The 16844-nt window shown below is 64.1% G+C and carries 14 protein-coding genes; 10 read left to right on the top strand and 4 right to left on the bottom strand.

Annotation, left to right across the window (positions count from 1 at the left end; genetic code table 11):
- Positions 1-56: 56 nt before the first annotated feature.
- The 3 genes from NDO48_RS00385 (at position 57) to NDO48_RS00375 (ending at position 3249) form a co-directional block, all read left to right on the top strand.
- Positions 57-2390, top strand: a complete 2334-nt coding sequence (locus NDO48_RS00385) for a response regulator (protein WP_018430052.1) — start codon at positions 57-59, stop codon at positions 2388-2390.
- Positions 2391-2590: 200 nt separating this feature from the next.
- On the top strand, positions 2591-2782 hold the full coding sequence (locus NDO48_RS00380; RefSeq protein ID WP_157632812.1) for a hypothetical protein: 192 nt from the start codon (positions 2591-2593) through the stop codon (positions 2780-2782).
- A gap of 2 nt (positions 2783-2784) precedes the next feature.
- On the top strand, positions 2785-3249 hold the full coding sequence (locus NDO48_RS00375) for a PTS sugar transporter subunit IIA (RefSeq protein ID WP_267320672.1): 465 nt from the start codon (positions 2785-2787) through the stop codon (positions 3247-3249).
- Between the two features lie 3 nt (positions 3250-3252).
- Here NDO48_RS00375 and NDO48_RS00370 read toward each other — a convergent pair whose 3' ends face one another.
- The gene (locus NDO48_RS00370) at positions 3253-4107 is read right to left on the bottom strand and encodes a lytic transglycosylase domain-containing protein (RefSeq protein WP_018430055.1); all 855 of its coding nucleotides are present in this window, start codon (positions 4105-4107) and stop codon (positions 3253-3255) included.
- A 2-nt stretch (positions 4108-4109) separates the two neighbouring features.
- Entirely contained in the window at positions 4110-5363 is a 1254-nt protein-coding gene (ispG, locus tag NDO48_RS00365; RefSeq protein ID WP_018430056.1) for a flavodoxin-dependent (E)-4-hydroxy-3-methylbut-2-enyl-diphosphate synthase, read from the bottom strand.
- A 278-nt stretch (positions 5364-5641) separates the two neighbouring features.
- Here ispG and NDO48_RS00360 point away from each other — a divergent pair, with 278 nt between their 5' ends.
- The 5 genes from NDO48_RS00360 (at position 5642) to NDO48_RS00340 (ending at position 12378) form a co-directional block, all read left to right on the top strand.
- Positions 5642-6424 (top strand): 3-hydroxybutyrate dehydrogenase, encoded by a 783-nt coding sequence (locus tag NDO48_RS00360; RefSeq protein ID WP_018430057.1) that lies wholly within the window; start codon positions 5642-5644, stop codon positions 6422-6424.
- Positions 6425-6451: 27 nt separating this feature from the next.
- Positions 6452-7582 (top strand): patatin-like phospholipase family protein, encoded by a 1131-nt coding sequence (locus NDO48_RS00355; protein WP_018430058.1) that lies wholly within the window; start codon positions 6452-6454, stop codon positions 7580-7582.
- A 244-nt stretch (positions 7583-7826) separates the two neighbouring features.
- On the top strand, positions 7827-8957 hold the full coding sequence (locus NDO48_RS00350; protein ID WP_018430059.1) for an efflux RND transporter periplasmic adaptor subunit: 1131 nt from the start codon (positions 7827-7829) through the stop codon (positions 8955-8957).
- 2 nt (positions 8958-8959) lie between these two features.
- Positions 8960-12133, top strand: a complete 3174-nt coding sequence (locus NDO48_RS00345; RefSeq protein WP_267320671.1) for an efflux RND transporter permease subunit — start codon at positions 8960-8962, stop codon at positions 12131-12133.
- Positions 12134-12225: 92 nt separating this feature from the next.
- Positions 12226-12378, top strand: a complete 153-nt coding sequence (locus tag NDO48_RS00340) for a DUF3309 family protein (RefSeq protein ID WP_018430061.1) — start codon at positions 12226-12228, stop codon at positions 12376-12378.
- An 8-nt stretch (positions 12379-12386) separates the two neighbouring features.
- Here the strand turns inward: NDO48_RS00340 and NDO48_RS00335 are convergent, their stop codons facing one another.
- Positions 12387-13346 (bottom strand): NAD-dependent epimerase/dehydratase family protein, encoded by a 960-nt coding sequence (locus tag NDO48_RS00335; RefSeq protein WP_267320670.1) that lies wholly within the window; start codon positions 13344-13346, stop codon positions 12387-12389.
- Between the two features lie 99 nt (positions 13347-13445).
- On the opposite strand from NDO48_RS00335, the gene NDO48_RS00330 reads away from it, so the two are divergent.
- A complete protein-coding gene (locus tag NDO48_RS00330; protein ID WP_018430063.1) occupies positions 13446-14339 on the top strand; it encodes a LysR family transcriptional regulator in 894 nt (297 codons plus the stop codon).
- Here NDO48_RS00330 and NDO48_RS00325 read toward each other — a convergent pair.
- Positions 14318-15514 (bottom strand): MFS transporter, encoded by a 1197-nt coding sequence (locus tag NDO48_RS00325; protein WP_018430064.1) that lies wholly within the window; start codon positions 15512-15514, stop codon positions 14318-14320. The two genes, NDO48_RS00330 and NDO48_RS00325, sit on opposite strands and share 22 nt — an antisense overlap.
- A 374-nt stretch (positions 15515-15888) precedes the next feature.
- Between NDO48_RS00325 and NDO48_RS00320 the strand changes: the two genes are divergently transcribed.
- The gene (locus NDO48_RS00320; protein ID WP_267320669.1) at positions 15889-16692 is read left to right on the top strand and encodes an SH3 domain-containing protein; all 804 of its coding nucleotides are present in this window, start codon (positions 15889-15891) and stop codon (positions 16690-16692) included.
- The last annotated feature ends 152 nt before the right edge of the window (positions 16693-16844 follow it).

Here is a 16844-nt window from a genome sequence, read left to right as displayed (position 1 = left end):
GTTAATAGTGTCTATTCCAGCTCCATAAAATTGTGCGTATGTGTTTGGGGTTGCGCATGCCGGAGCACTCGTCCTTCATCCGTTCGATACGGATCAGATACCTGTCGGGTCTCCTGATCTTCGCCGCGACGTCAGCCGCGGTCATGGCCGCCTTCAACCAGGGCAATGCCTTCCGCCGCGATGTCGACGACATCGCCTCGCATCTGCAGTCCTTCACACGTGAATTGCGAAACGCCACGAGCTTCGCCGAAACCACGACGACGGCCTGGCGCCCGGAGACGCGCGAGGCGCTCGCCTCTGCCGCACGCAATCACGCTGCCCGCATCGAAGGCGGCATCACCGAACTGAGCACCGCAATCGACGCGGTGCGCCCAGACCTGTCGACCAAGTCGCAACGCGAGCTGGACAGTGCCGCGGTCAATGGCGACCTGTTCTGGTCGGCGCGCGATATGGCGCGCAATCTCAGTGCCCTCGCCACCGCCCAGAACGCCAGCGAGTGGAGCTATCGCGAGATCCGCAACCAGAACGACCTGTTTGCCCAGCCGATGCTAGTGCGGGCACGCAACGTTATGGAAGAGGAACGCCGCGTCGCGGAAGCACGCAGCGACAACCTGCTGATGATGGCAAGCGTGCTTTTGATGCTTGTCATCGGCGGCGTCGCCTTCTGGGTCTTCCGCCCGATGGAAAATGCCATCCGCCGTGCCTTTGCCGAGACCGCAGAATCATTGTCGAAGGCCGAGGCGGCCGACCGCGCCAAATCGGAATTCCTCGCCAATATGAGCCATGAGATTCGCACGCCGATGAACGGCGTGCTCGGCATGGCCGAGCTTCTCGCCCGCACGGACCTAACCCCGCGCCAGAAGACCTTCACCGATGTCATCGTGAAATCGGGCAACGCGCTTTTGACCATCATCAACGACGTGCTCGACTTCTCCAAGATCAACGCCGGCCAGTTGACCCTCGACCCAGCCCCGTTCCATCTCGGCGAAGCGGTCGAGGACGTGGCGACCCTGATCTCGGCACGCGTCGCCGAAAAGAATCTCGAACTCATCGTCCGCGTCGATCCGCGCCTGCCCAGCCATGTAATCGGCGACGTCGGTCGCTTCCGCCAGATCATCACCAACATGCTCGGCAACGCCGTGAAGTTCACCGAGCGCGGCCACGTGCTGGTCGACGTGACAGGCGAGCCGGTCGACGACACGGTGGCGCTGAAGGTGCGCGTCGAGGACACCGGCATCGGCATCCCCGCAGACAAGCTGCAGAGCGTCTTCGAGAAGTTCGCCCAGGTCGACGGCAGCTCGACCCGCCGTCATGAAGGCACTGGCCTTGGCCTCGCCATCGCCGCCCGCCTGGTCGACCTGATGAGCGGCCATATCGGCGTCGAAAGCGAGCTCGGCAAGGGTTCGGTGTTCTGGTTCACCGCCATGCTGCCCGCCTATGAGGCACAAGACACCGGTACCGGCGTTCCCGTCGACGTGACCGGGGCGCGCGTGCTGGTCATCGACGACAATCCGGTCAACCGCGAGATCCTTCTGGAGCAACTCAAGAGCTGGGGCTTCGACTGCGCCGCGGCCGAAAGCGGCGCCATCGGGCTCGCCTTCCTCGACCGCGCTGCCCAGCTCGGTGCCAGCGTCGATTGCGTCATCCTCGATTACCAGATGCCGGGCATGAATGGCGCCGACGTTGCCAAGGCCATCGCCGCCGACAGCCGCACGTCATCGATCCCCGTCGTGCTGCTGACCTCGGTCGACCAGATCGACTTCAGCCGCATGGTGCTCGATTTCGGCATCGCCGCGCACCTGACCAAGCCGGCCCGTTCGGCGGTGCTGCTCGGCACCGTGATTGCCGCTGTGCAGAAGGCGCGCTCCCAGGCCGGACGGACGCAGTTCGTCCGCGAACCGGTCAGGCAGACCCAGCAGCCGGCCTTCACCGTCATTCGTGGCCCGGCGCAAGCGCCGCTCGCCCAGCCCGAACCAGGCCCATTACAAGGCGGAGCGCTCGACGTTCTGGTAGCCGAGGACAACGAGGTCAACCAGCTGGTCTTCGGCCAGATCCTGTCGGGCCTGGGGCTCAGCCACCGCATCGCCGGCAACGGCCGCACGGCAGTCGAGATGTACCGCACCTTCAGGCCCAAGCTGATCCTGATGGACGTCTCGATGCCCGAGATGAACGGTTACGAAGCGACACGCGCCATTCGCGCCGAGGAAGAAGCCAACGGCACCCGCACGCCCATCATCGGAGTAACGGCGCATGCGCTGAAGGGTGACCGCGAGAAATGCCTGGATGCCGGCATGGACGACTACCTGCCCAAGCCGGTGTCGCCCGACAAGCTCGGCACCAAGATCGGCACCTGGCTGAGCGAGAGCGCCGAATTGGTTCAATCGGCCTGACGAACGACACCAGGCGTCCAGCTATGCAACGATCACGCGGCGTCCCAGGGCGCCGCTTCTCGTTTCAAGCGCTGCGCCTTTATGACTTCCTTATTTCTTCGCTGTCGGTCCTGTCTCGAATCCTGATGCGGCCATCTCTAGCTTCCTGACGCGACCGGATGCGGCCACAGCCGCCCGGCGCACAACAAAGGAAGACTGCGATGCTGCGCGCTCACCTGACGCACCGGATGGCCGGTGCCGACAAATCCGACGCTGCCGTCCGCCCTGCGCGAAAGGCTGCGAACGACCATGCTTCGGTGCCCCAGACCGACCCTTTCATGTTCACCCGGCTTTTTGTCGTCACCGGCATCGTTCTGGGCGGACTGGCGCTCGCCGGCATGCTCTCCAACTGACCATGGACATATGCGACGTGATTTCGGTCGAGGACGTCGTCCTCGACCTCAGGCCGGAGGGCAAGACGCGGCTGCTCAAGGAGCTGTCCGTGCTCGCCTCCCGGCGTATCGGCGTTCAGGCCGGCGAGATCGTCTCGGTACTCTCAACCCGCGAAAAGCTTGGCTCGACCGGCCTGGGCCTCGGCGTCGCCATTCCCCACGCCAAGATGCATGGATTGCAGCGACCGTTCGGCCTGCTTGCCAGACTGCAAGCGCGCTGCCCGTTCGAAGCCATCGACGGCCAGGATGTCGACATCGTGGTCCTGCTGCTGATGCCGGAGGCCTCGCCGCAGGAGCACCTTAACGTGTTGGCCAAGATCGCGCGGCTGCTGCGCGACGAGACTGCGGTTGCAAGGCTGCGCGGCGCAGCGGACGCGGAAAGCCTGCACGGCGTGCTCGCCGAAGGCAGGCACGCCGCGCTAGCCTAGGGATCAGCGGTTGCGGAGCACGATGCAGGAGCCGCCCGCCTTGTGCAGGCTCTGGCAGATCGTATCGGCCTCGGCGCGATCATCGGCCCCGATCCTGACCGCATAGACGCCGCGCCGCCCCATCGGGGTCCTGATGCGACTGACGACTGGATCATGCGACGCAAGCAGTGCCGGGAACCGCGCCCTCATCCGCTGCCATTGGCCGATTGCCACCCCGCGCCGGAAATTGCCGGCGACCTGGATACCCCAGGGCTTCACATGGACCGTCGCCATCGGGATCGTGGCCGACATGATGACCGGCAGGTTGCGGCAGGCGTCGAGGAACGGCGTCGCGGCATCGAGCGGACGGTTGGTGCCGGCATAGGCCTTGTCGGAGAAGCTGTCGGCCGGCTCGCCCATGATGTCGAGCACATAGTCCTCGGTCTCGAGCGGCAGGAACCCGCCAGACGACAGCCAGCGCGTCACCCTGTTTTCACCGGCATTGTAGGCTGCAGCCGCAAGGCCGAGATTGCCGAAACCGCGCTTGAGTTCGCCGAGATAGCGCGCCGAGGCCGGGATCGCCTGTTCCATGTCGAAAGGATCGGTTAGCCCGCGCATCGCGGCAGTTCCGGGCATGAACTGGGCGATGCCCTCGGCGCCCGCCGGGCTGACCGCATTGGGGTCGAAGCGGCTCTCCTTCCAGATCAGCCGCGCGAAGAACTCGCTGGGCAGCCCCTCCTGCCTGGCATGGATGTCGATCAGGTCGCAGACACGGGCGACGTGATCCTTCTTGCGCGACCGCGGCGGGTCCGCGAGCGCAGGCCCGGCAATCGCCAGCGCGACGAGGCAAGCCAGCGCTGCCCTCGCCAGGCGCTGCATCGCTACTCGGCTGCGGCCCTGCCGCCGCGCCCGAACCGCTGCTCGATGTAGTCGGCGACCATCTTCTCGAAGTCGGCGGCGATGGCGGGACCACGCAAGGTGGCGGCCTTCTTGCCGTCGACGAAGACGGGAGCGGACGGCGTTTCGCCGGTACCGGGCAGCGAGATGCCGATGTCGGCATGCTTGGATTCGCCCGGGCCGTTGACGATGCAACCCATGACAGCAACCTTCAGCTCCTCGACACCGGGATACTTCTCGCGCCACACCGGCATGTTCTTGCGCAGGTCTTCCTGGATGGTCTGGGCCAGTTCCTGGAAGACGGTCGAGGTGGTACGGCCGCAGCCTGGGCAGGCAGCGACGATCGGCACGAACTGGCGGAAGCCCATGGTCTGGAGCAGTTCCTGCGACACCTGCACTTCGCGGGTGCGATCGCCGTTCGGCTCCGGCGTCAGCGAGATGCGGATGGTGTCGCCGATGCCCTGCTGCAGAAGGATGCCCATGGCCGCCGACGAGGCGACGATGCCCTTGGAGCCCATGCCGGCCTCGGTCAGTCCGAGATGCAGCGCATGGTCGGAGCGGCTGGCAAGCATGGTGTAGACCGCGATCAGGTCCTGCACCTGGCTGACCTTGGCCGACAGGATGATCTTGTCGCGCGGCAAACCGATTTCCTCGGCCAGGTCGGCCGAGATCAGCGCCGACTGGACTATCGCCTCGCGCATCACCTGGTTGGCGGTGAGCGGCGAGCCGTTTTCCTGGTTCTCGTCCATGAGACGGGTCAGCAGGTCCTGGTCGAGCGACCCCCAGTTGACGCCGATGCGCACCGGCTTGTCATGGCGGATCGCCATCTCGACGATATCGCCGAACTGCTTGTCCTTCTTGTCCTTGAAGCCGACATTGCCCGGATTGATGCGATATTTCGCCAAGGCTTCGGCGCAGGCCGGATGATCGGCGAGCAGCTTGTGGCCGATGTAATGGAAATCGCCGACCAGCGGCACGTTGACGCCGAGACGGGCCAGCCGATCGCGGATATGCGGCACGGCGGCCGCACTCTCGTCGCGGTCGACGGTGATACGCACGATCTCGGAGCCGGCGCGATGCAGTGCGGCCACCTGGGCGACCGTCTTGTCGATGTCGGCCGTGTCGGTGTTGGTCATCGACTGGACGACGACAGGTGCCGAGCCACCGACGATCACGCCGCCGACATCGACGCCGACGGAATGGCGGCGAGGAAATGGAGAGGAGAAGTAGCCGGACATGGACGGCCTTTAAGCTCGAGGTATCCGCGCCTGAGGTGGAGCGCTCGGCACGCGATGTCAATATCGCAGGTAGTCGCGCCCGCCAAGGGCGAAGCTGGCCTGCAACGACAAGTGGCTCCATTGTCATGCCTGCCGGACGACGAGTGTAGCGTCGCCGGCAGGAAAATCGCCCGCTCGCGCGGCAATTTCACGAAACCGTGCGGACACGGCGCTTTTATTGCGCCATTCAGGACGTATATGTTGCATCGCAACATGAAACCGACACCGCAGGATTCAGAATGAGCACGCGCAGAACCGCCATTGTCACCGGCTCGACCTCGGGCATCGGCCTCGCAATCGCCGAGGCATTTGCCGCCGAAGGCTGCAATGTCGTCGTCAACTCCTTCTCGGACACACCGGCCGACCACGCCATCGCCGAAGGCATCGCCGGCAGGCATGGCGTCGAGGCGATCTACGTACAGGCAGACATGTCGAAGGGCGCGGACTGCCGCGCTCTGGTGACCAGGGCGGCAGAACGCTTCGGATCGGCCGATATCTTGGTCAACAATGCCGGCATCCAGCATGTCGCCCCGGTCGACGAGTTCCCCATCGACAAGTGGGACGCGATCATCGCCATCAACCTGACCTCGGCGTTCCACACGATTGCGGCGGCACTGCCCTTGATGAAGAAGGCCGGCGGTGGGCGCATCATCAACATCGCCTCCGCTCACGGGCTGGTCGCCTCGGCCTACAAGTCGGCTTATGTCTCGGCCAAGCACGGCATCATGGGACTGACCAAGACGGTGGCACTTGAGGTCGCGCAGCAGAACATCACCTGCAATGCCATTTGCCCCGGCTATGTGCTGACCCCGCTGGTCGAAGCCCAGATCCCCGACCAGATGAAGGCCCACAACATGGACCGCGACACGGTGATCCGCGAGGTCATGCTCGATCGCCAGCCGACCAAGGAGTTCGTCACCGTCCAACAGGTGGCGGCGACCGCTGTCTTCCTCGCCTCGCCGGCGGCAGCCCAGATCAACGGCACCCATATCTCCGTCGATGGCGGCTGGACCGCCCAGTAAACAAGAAGCATCGGATCGGAAGACGCCATGACTGGAAACGGCAAGGCGGAGGAGACGAAACCCATAAACATCGCGCTCCAGGGTGGAGGCTCGCACGGAGCCTTCTCCTGGGGCGTACTCGACCGGCTGCTCGAGGACGGCCGGCTCGACTTCAAGGCCGTGTCGGGCACCAGTGCGGGTGCGATGAATGCCGTTGCGCTTGCCGACGGCTGGGTGCGCGGCGGCCGCGACGGTGCCCGCGCCAAGCTGGACGACTTCTGGCGAGCGGTGGCGCGCAAGGGTCGCTTCAGCCCCGTGCAACGTTCGCCCTGGGACATGGCATGGGGTAACTGGTCGATCGAAAACACGCCCGGCTACATCTGGTTCGACACCATGTCGCGGGTGTTCTCGCCCTACCTCGCCAATCCGCTGAACCTCAATCCGCTGCGCGATGTCGTTGCCGAACAGATCGACTTCGCCAATGTCAGGGCCTGCACCGACATCGACCTCTTCATCTCGGCGACCAATGTCGAGACCGGCCAATTGCGCGTCTTCAGCGATGGCGAGATCGACCTGAATACGGTGATGGCCTCGGCTTGCCTGCCGCAGATATTTCAGGCAGTGGAGATCAAGGGCGTACCTTATTGGGACGGCGGCTACGGCGGCAATCCGGCGATCTATCCGTTCTTCAAGGCCAACGACACCGAGGACGTGCTGCTGGTGCAGATCAATCCGGTGGTGCGCGAGGAGACGCCGAGGACGGCCAACGAAATCCAGAACCGCATCGACGAGATCACCTTCAATGCCGGGCTGTTGCGCGAGTTCCGTGCCATCGCCTTCATCAAGGAGCTTATCGCGGCCGGGCGCCTGCCGCATGGCGAATACCGTGACATCCGCATGCATCGCATCGACGCCGACGAAGCCTTCAAGGATCTGTCGGCATCCTCGAAGATAAACGCCGAGTGGGCCTTCCTCGAATACTTGCGCGATCTCGGTCGGACTGCAGCGAGCGACTGGCTGGAAGACAATTTTGATTCGGTGGGCAAGGTTGCAACGCTCGACCTTTCGGGCGAGTTGGACGACGGCTTCAAACCGATGCGAGGCCCGGCGACAGGGCGCCGCGTCCGCGAATTCCTAGCGACCAGAACCAGACCTTCAGCGGTGCGCCAGCACGGCTAGCTGTCGCGAAAAGCCGCCGAAAGCGGGATTGGAAGCACATTACCTGACAACTGCTGCCATTTTGTCAGGATGATATTTCCATTACTTTTTATCACTATTTCGTGCTTCACATTTGATGTAGAAGACGCCCTTCCGCCATTTTGCCCCCACGGCGGATTGAACACGGCATTGCGCGCTCCCATATCGGGCCGACGCGCCAAGCAAGTTGGCGGTGAAGCCGTAACCGTCTTTAACGGATAACGACATGTCGAAGATTAGGTTCCACAAGCTTGCAGCCTTGGTCGTGCTCGTCGGTTTCGCCGCCTGGATGGGCACCGGCGAATTCTCCTCGGTAGGCAGCGCCCAGACGACCCCCGAAGAAAAACCGGCCGTGGCCGAAACGCCCAAGGCGCCGGCACGCACGGTCGCCGTCGTCGTGCCGCCGCGCACCGAACACGCCCGCGCCATTCGCATTTCCGGCCAGACCGAGGCCGAAAAGCGCGCAACCCTTGCCACCCGCGCCGCAGGCATCATTGCCGAACTGCCGGTCAAACAGGGCGACCACATCAAGCAGGGCGACCTGATCCTGATGCTCGACGCCGAAGAAAAGGCAGCCGCGGTGGATACCGCCAATGCCGTGCTGTCGCAGCGCAAGGCCGAATGGGAAGCAGCCCAGAAGCTGACGAAGGCCGGATCGGCTGCCAAGCTGACCGCCGACATCGCCTGGTCCAATTTCCAGACCGCGCAGTCGCAGCTCCAGGCGTCCGAAGCCGAATTGTCGCGCAACCAGGTCAAGGCTCCGTTCAACGGCGTCGTCGATCGCGTTGCAGTGGAGCTTGGCTCCTCGGTGACGCAGGGCGGCGAAGTGGCCACGATGCTCAGCCTCGACCCGATCCTCGCCAAGGGCGAGATCAGCGAACGCGACCTGCGCTACGTCAAGATCGGCGACGAGGCCGACGTGCGCCTGATCAACGGCGAAGAGGTCAAGGGCACGGTCCGCTACATCAGCCGCGACGCCACAGCCAAGACCCGTACCTTTCCGATCGAGATCGCCGTCCCGAACAAGGACAACGCCATCCCGGCCGGCATGACCGCTGAAATCACTGTGCGCGCCAATCCGACCGATGCGGTGGTGCTGCCCCGTTCGGTGGTGACGCTGAGCCAGAATGGCGACCTCGGCATCCGCGCCGTCAACGCAGCGTCGAAGGTCGTCTTCTTCCCGATCGATCTGGTCGACGATACCCAGAACGGCCTCGTGCTCGGCGGCATTCCCGCTGACGCCAGGATCATCATCGCCGGCCAGGACCTGGTCAAGGAAGGCGATGAAGTGAAGGCCCAGGCCGCCGACGAGGCGGCCCTCAAGAAACTCGCTGAAAGCGCGGCTGGGACACAGTAACAATGGATATCGTCAGCCTTGCGATCCGCAATGCGCGACTGACCCTTTCGGTCCTGCTCTTCCTGGTCATCGCGGGGGCGCTTGCCTACCGCGCCGTGCCCAAGGAGGCAGAGCCGGACGTCGCGATTCCGATCATGTATGTCAGCCTTGTCTATCAAGGCATCTCGCCCGAGGACGCCGAGCGCCTGCTCCTCAGACCGGTCGAATCCCAGCTCAAGAGCCTCAAGGGGCTCAAGGAGATGAAGTCGAACGCCTATCAGGGCGGCGCCAACGTCATCGTCGAGTTCGACCCGTCGGTGAACCTCGGCGACGCGCTGATCGATACACGCAACAAGGTGCAGGACGCCAAGCGCGACCTGCCCGCCGGCGTGGAAGAACCGACCGTCAACGAGGTGAACCTCTCCGAATTCCCGGTCGTGTTCATCACGCTTTCCGGCGATATTCCGGAACGCACGCTGACCGCCGCCGCCAAAGAGCTGCGCGACCGCATCGAAGAGGTGCCCGGCGTGCTCGAGGCCGAGATCCAGGGCTCGCGTGACGAGCTCGTCGAGGCGATCATCGATCCGGTGAAGCTGTCCTCCTACGGCCTGCAGCTCGACCAGATGATCCAGGGCGTCGGTGCATCGAACAGCCTTGTCGCCGCCGGCGCCATCGAGGGTTCGGAAGGCAAATACGCAGTCAAGGTGCCGTCGCTGATCGAAACGCCTGAAGATGTCGCAAACCTCCCGGTCGTCGCCGGCCCCAACGCCGTCGTCAGGGTTCGCGACCTCGCCACCGTGCGTTCGACCTTCAAGGACGCCGAGACGATCGCCCGCATCGACGGCAGGCCGGCCATCACGCTTGCGGTCAAGAAGCGCATCGGCGCCAACGTCGTCGAGACCATCGAGGGCTCGAAGAAGATCGCCGAAGAGTTCGTGGCAAAGAGCAAGCAGGCGCTGCCCGACCTGCAGGTGACCTACACCCAGGACAAGTCGGTCTTCGTCAACCAGCTGCTCAATGACCTGCAGAACCACGTGATGATTGCCGTCATCCTGGTCTTCATCGTCATTCTCTACGCGCTGTCAGGGCGCGCCTCGATGCTGATCGGACTGGCGATCCCGTCCTCGTTCCTGATCGGCATCCTGCTGCTCGCCCTGATGGGCTACACGATCAACATGATCGTGCTGTTCTCGCTCATCCTGGCAGTCGGCATGCTCGTCGACGACGCGATCATCGTCACCGAATATGCCGAGCGCCGCATGTCGGAAGGCATGCCCAAGGAACAGGCCTTCGAGGAAGCTGCCAAGCGCATGGCCGGACCGGTCATCGCGGCGACCCTGACCCGCATCGCGGCCTTCTCGCCGCTGCTGTTCTGGCCCGGCATCGTCGGCGACTTCATGAAGTACCTGCCGATCACGCTGATTGTCACTCTTGCCGCATCGATGGCCTACGCGCTGATCTTCGCTCCGGCGATCGGCGCGATCATCGGCAAGGCGCCGCTGCACGGCGAAGAGGAAAATCGCGACGGCGTCTATATGGCGGTCGTCAAGAAGGCGGTGGCCTATCCGATCACCGCCATCGCGCTGACGATGATGCTGCTTGGCGGGGGACTGTACTCCTATGTGAAGTTCGGCAACGGCGTCGAGTTCTTCCCGTCGGTGGAGCCGGACTATGGCCTGCTCTACGTACATGCCCGCGGCAACCTCTCGCTTGAAGAGATGGATGCTGCGACCCGTATTGCCGAGCAGCGGATCATCGGCTGGCCGGGCATCAAGTCGGTGCTGACCAAGGTCGGCAAGACGCGCGGTGGCGAGGACATTCCGGAAGACGTCGTCGGCGTCATCAACTACGAGTTCATCGATTGGCGCGAGCGCCAGTCGGCTCACAAGATCCTCGACGACCTGCGTGTCGCGATGGCCGGCATTCCGGGCGTCGACGTCGAAGTGCGCGTTCCTGACGCTGGCCCGCCGACCGGCAAGGCCATTCAGGTGCAGCTCTCGGCGACGGATCCGGCCGGGCTGAACGACTATGCCAGGGATGTCGCGGCCGCCGTGGCCAAGGTGCCTGGTGTCATCGACATCTCCGATGGCCTGCCGCCCCCCGGCGTCGACTGGGCTCTCCAGGTCGACCGCTCCAAGGCTGCGCAGTTCGGCGTCAGCCCGATGGCAGTCGGCACCGCCGTCCAGTTGGTGACGACTGGCCTGAAGCTGACCGACTACCGCCCTGCGGGCACCGACGATGCCGTGGACATCCGGCTGCGTTTGCCGGAAGACCGCCGCACGCTGTCGGCGCTCGACGAGCTGCGCATCGAGACCGCACAGGGTTCCGTGCCGATCTCCAATTTCGTCTCGCGCAAGCCGGAACCGACAGTCGGTGTCCTCAAGCGCATCGACGGAAAGCGCACCATCACGGTCCAGGCAAACGTGGCAGGCGGCTTCCAGGTCGCCGAAGTGCAGGCGGCGGTTGCCAAGACCGTCGGCGACATGGCCAAGCCTGGCGTCGACTGGAAGCTTGCGGGTTCGAACGAAGACAGCGCGGAAGCTGCTGCCTTCCTCAGCAACGCCTTCGGTGCGGCGATCTTCCTGATCTTCATCGTGCTGCTGGCGCAGTTCAACAAGTTCACCAGCGTGTTCCTGGTCTTGTCCTGCGTTGTCATGGCGGTGATCGGGGCGCTGCTCGGCATGCTGTTGACCGGGCAGACCTTCGTCATCGTCATGTCCGGCATCGGCTTCATCGCACTGGCCGGCGTGGTGGTGAACAACAACATCGTGCTGATCGACACCTATGACCGGCTGCGCGAAGAAGGTTGGAGCAAGCGCGACGCAGTGCTGCAGACGTGCCGCGAGCGCGCACGTCCCGTGGTGCTGACCGCACTCTCGGCCATCCTCGGCGTCATGCCGATCGCCTTCGGCCTCGGCCTCGAGATCTTCCACCATGAAACGACGATAAATGCGCCGTCGACACAGTGGTGGATCGCGCTCTCCTCGGCCATCGTCTTCGGCCTGTCGTTCGCGACGGTGCTGACGCTGGTGGTGACCCCTGCGATGCTGATGGTGTTCACCCGCGACAAGCGCAAACAGGGCGAGCGCGGCTGGTTCGGTCGCCTCTTCCGCCGCGGCAAGACCAAGGTGGAAGCCGGCGTTCCGGCGGCAGATGCCGGCGAGGCTGGAGCTGTCTTCCCGAAGGCCGCCGAATAGGCAACAGGTCATCTGACTGAAAAGGCCGCCCGGAACACCCGGGCGGCCTTTTGCGTTCAGCCTTTGTCGCAATCGACAGACGAGGCCGTGAAATGATCACCCTGCTCCTCATCATCCTGATTCTGATCCTGATCGGCGCAGTGCCGGCCTGGCCGCACTCACGCTCCTGGGGCTACGGACCATCAGGCATCGTCGGCATCCTGCTCATCGTAGTTCTGGTGCTGTTGCTTATGGGCCGGATCTGACAGCCGTGTCAGGCCGCCTTGCGCCCGGCCTCGGTCGACAGCAGGCCGAGGTCTGCCAGCGCCCCTGCCACCGCGGCATCGAGAGGCGTGTGGGGGATTTCACCGATTGTCGCCTCCAGCCGTGACGAGACGAGACGATGCGGCTCGAAGCGCAGATAGGCCATCGACACGATCGCTTTCCACATCGGCACGAACGGGCTGCCGGCGCGCAGCACCCACCAGGGCATACTGGCGAGCTTGAGCTTGTGGCCGACGATCCTTTCCATCGATGCCTTGATCTCCAGATCGGTGAGCGAATGGCCGGGGAAATTGAAGCTTTCATAGGCACCAAGCTGCCTGCGCTTGTCGGCGAGCGCCACGAAGGCCCTGGCGAGGTCGGGCAGATAGGCCCAGGCATGGACAAGTTCGACCGGCCCCGGTGCAGTGTAGACGCCCTTGGCCAGCTTGGACGCGATCACCAGGTCGAACCACGACCCGGTTCCCCTGCCGCCGAAGAAGTCGCCCGCCCGAAGCAGAATCGTGCGGACCCGCCCTGCCTCTGCCTCGCGGCGGTAGAGCTGTTCCTGCTCGGCCCTGATGCGCCCCTTCTCGGTGGTCGGGCGCTGCGGCGTATCCTCGGTGATGATTGCGGGCATGGGCGAGCCAAAATTGTAGACGGTGCCTGCCGCCAGGTGCTGCGCGCCATTCGCATGGCAGGCAGCCATGGCGTTTTCCGCCATGGGCAGGACCGAACTCCAGTCCGAATAGACTGGGCTCAAGCCGTTGAAGACGATGTCGACGCCGGCTGTGGCGTCGATAAGCCGGGCTCGGTCGAGCGCGTCGGCTGCGATGCCTTCGGCGCCCTTCAGGTCGCTCGGCAGTTTACCGTCGCGGGTGATTGCCCGCACCTCATATCCGGCCTCAAGAAATGCCTTGGCGACTGCGCGGCCAAGCCGGCCACGGGCACCCAGAATTGCAATCCTGGTCATTTCGGTCACTCCAGTTGGATGGCTATGACCTCATTCTCGTCATGCGCTGGCGAATTGAAATTGCTTGATTTTGGAACTCTGTCATTCATTATTGAATAGATGTCCGAGATCGACTGGAACCTCATTCGCAGCTTCGTGGCGGTCGCAGAGAGCGGCAGCCTGTCAGCCGCAGCCCGCAAGCTCGCAGCCAGCCAACCGACGCTGGGTCGGCATATCGCCGAACTGGAACAGGCGCTTGACGTGACGCTGTTCCGGCGCGGACGACAGGGTTACGTGCTGACCGAAGCAGGCAGCCTGTTGTTCGAGCGTGGCCGCGCCGTCAGCGCCGAGGCAACCGCTTTCTCCCGTCTGGCGCTTGGCTCGGTCGAGGCCATAGAAGGCACCGTCCGCATTGCCGCCAGCGAGATGGTGGCCGCCCATGTTCTGCCGTCGATGCTGGCCCGGCTGGGGATCGACGAGCCCGGCATCGAGATTGAGATCGTTGCCTCGAACCAGGTCGAGAACCTGCTGCGCCGCGACGCCGACATTGCCATCCGTATGGTGCGGCCGGCGCAGAACGAACTGGTGGCACGCAAGGTGACCGATATCCAGCTGCGTTTCTGCGCCACCTCAGACTATCTGGAGCGCCGCGGCCGCCCGGCTAAACCGCACGAACTCGGCGATCACGACCTGATCGGCTTCGACCGCAGCGACGAGATGGTGCGGGGCTTCGAGCATTTCGTCCCCGGCATCGACAGGCATGGGTTCCGCCTGCGCAGCGACAACCACATCGTGCTCTGGCAGGCCGTGCGATCTGGCAACGGCATTGGCATCGGCCAGGAGCCGCTCATCCACCATGAGCCGCGGCTGGAGGTGGTGTTGGCCGACCTGCCTTTGCCTGTTCTGCCTGTCTGGCTCGCCATGCACCGCGACGTGCGCGCCAGCGTCCGCATCCGCCGCGTCGCGGATTTTCTTCACGACAGCCTGAAGGCCTATTCGGCAGGCGCTGCCTGAGGCACTGCACGGAAGTCGGCATGGCGGGCAAGCCCCGCCATCGTGCAGACGACCACGAGGAAGCCTGACAGCACGATGAAGACCGTGGAGAAGCCGATGTGCCCGGCAACGAAACCGATCGCCGACGGCGCCACCAGAATACCGGAATAGCCCATGGTGGTGACCACGCTCATGCCGACATTGGGAACCACGCCCGGCTGGTTGCCGGCAGCGGAGAACGCGATCGGCACCATGTTGGCGACGCCCATGCCGCACAGGGCGAAGGCGACGATGGCGACCCATGGATTGGGTGCGAGACCGGCCGCAAGCATGCCGCTGGCGGCGATCAGTGCCGAAACCCGCAACGTGTTGACGGCGCCGAAGCGGTTGCGCACACCATCGCCGAGGAACCGCATCAGCGCCATGATGCCGGAGAAGGCAGCAAAGGCGAAGCCGGCAGTGGCGATGTCCGCACCCAGTTCCTGCTTGAGATAGAGCGCTGCCCAGTCGAGCACCGCCCCCTCTGGTATCATCGAAAACAGCGCCATGATGCCGACGAGATAGATGACAGGCAGACGCGGCAGGCGGAAGTGATGGTGTTCATGCGCGACCGGCTTGTCCTCGGTGACCAGGTGGCGCAGGGCGAACGCAGCCATGAGGCCTGCGGCGACCGTGACGAAGCCGGCATGGGCGAGATGGCCATAGTTGAGGATGATGATGCCACCGAGCCCGCCACCGGCAAAGCCGCCGAGGCTCCAGAAGCCGTGCGACGACGACATGATGGCGCGCGACAGCTTCTTTTCGACGGCCACCGCATTGGCGTTCATGGCGACATCCATGGCGCCGATGGAACCGCCGAAGATGAACATGGTGAGTGCCGCGACCCAAACATTGGGCGCCAGCGCCACCAAAAGCAGCGCAAAGACGACGATCCAGGCAAAGCCGATGACGACCGGACGCGAGCCGCGCTTGGACATCAGATAGCCCGAGAACGGCATGGCCGTCAGCGCACCCAGACCGAACACCAGTATGAGCAGGCCGAGCACGAATTCGCTGATCTCGAGGCGGCCGAGCAGCAGCGGGATCTGCGGCGCCCAGCTTCCGGTGACGAAGCCATTGGTGAAGAAGGCTGCAGCCACGGCCCAGCGGCCGCGCTTGGCGATGAGGCTTGTGTTCATGGCATTCTTGGCGTCCATCGAGTGCCGCTCCTAGCACAGGAACCCTGCTGCCGAAATCGATTTCAGGGGATCGAAGGGCTCGGATTCAAAATGTTACCGGACGCCGCCCCGCCGGACGGCGCACTTCTTCGCTTGCGTGCAAGGATAATTAAATCGATTTAACACGTCGTCAAGGCGCTTTGGATGCGAGGTGTTGGGCCAGTCTGGTAACAAAGGTTAACGGCTGCCCGAATTCCGTCGAATAGCTCGGCTAGGCGGACAGTCGAGAAACTGCGGCGGGACAGGCAACACACCCCGCTTTCGCAATTGTTTCGACGCCTTGCATGCCAAATCGGGTTGGGGGTCGGCTCCGGCATTGTCGCCGAGGCTGTACCAGTGTGGAGTCTTGTACCATGAATACCCCCATTCTCCGGTTCGCCGGGATTTCGAGCGGCCTGGCCGCCCGTTTGCCTCGTCCGCGGCTGTCGAAGCCTGACGTCGCATTGCTCGGTGCGGCCGGCGCAGTGGCGCTCGCCATTGTCGGCTTCGGATTTGTCGGCAACCAGGCGCCTGACACGATGGAAACCGCAGCAGTCCTGCCCCCTCGCCTGGTGCTGCCCCAGACGGCCAAGGTCATCCCGCCGCTGCAGAAGCCAACGGAAAGTGCCCCGATGCGGGCGCCAGTCGCGACCAACAACACCCATCTGATCGAACCGGCCAAGCCTGCAGTGGCCGATGGCCAGCTGACGCCAGGACCGGACGAGCGCAACACCGCGCGGGCAACGATGCAGGCGGACGTGCCCGACGCCTCGGGCACCGCCTCGATCGTCCCGCAGCGAGGCGCATCGAACGTACAGGTGGCCGAGACCGAGGCGGATGTCGCCAAGCTTGAGGCGGCCACCGGCATGCTGGACCAGGTGCCTGAGCCGGCAAGCATCCAGCCGGTCACTCCGAGCGCTGCCTCCGACACCAACCTCGCAGCCGTCAGCCAGCCCGACCTCAAGCCGGCCAAGGTGACCAAATACGTCAATCTGCGCGATGGGCCGGCCGATGAGGCGCAGGTGCTGACGGTCGTACCAGCCAATGCCGACATCGATGCCGAGGCCGACTGCGGCTGGTGCACCGTCGTCTACAAGGGCCAGCGCGGCTACGTCTACAAGAGCTTCATCCGCCGCGGCGCAGCCGAAGAAGCGGCCGCAGGCCAGGGACTTTTCTAAGCCTCGTGGATCGGAAGCAAGCCGGGAGCCCCTGAGGGCGCCCGGCAGGATAGAGCAATTCCAGGAAAAGTGCGCAGCGGTTTTCCGTCCGGAATTGCGCAAAAACAAAGAGATAGAGAGATTCCGCGATTCGAAGAAAAGCGGAAACTCTC

The sequence above is a fragment of the Aminobacter sp. MET-1 genome (genome assembly GCF_026521175.1).
Classification (GTDB): Bacteria; Pseudomonadota; Alphaproteobacteria; order Rhizobiales; family Rhizobiaceae; genus Aminobacter.
The sequence above is the reverse complement of the archived record's forward strand: the minus strand, read 5'-3'. Positions and strand labels throughout refer to the sequence as shown.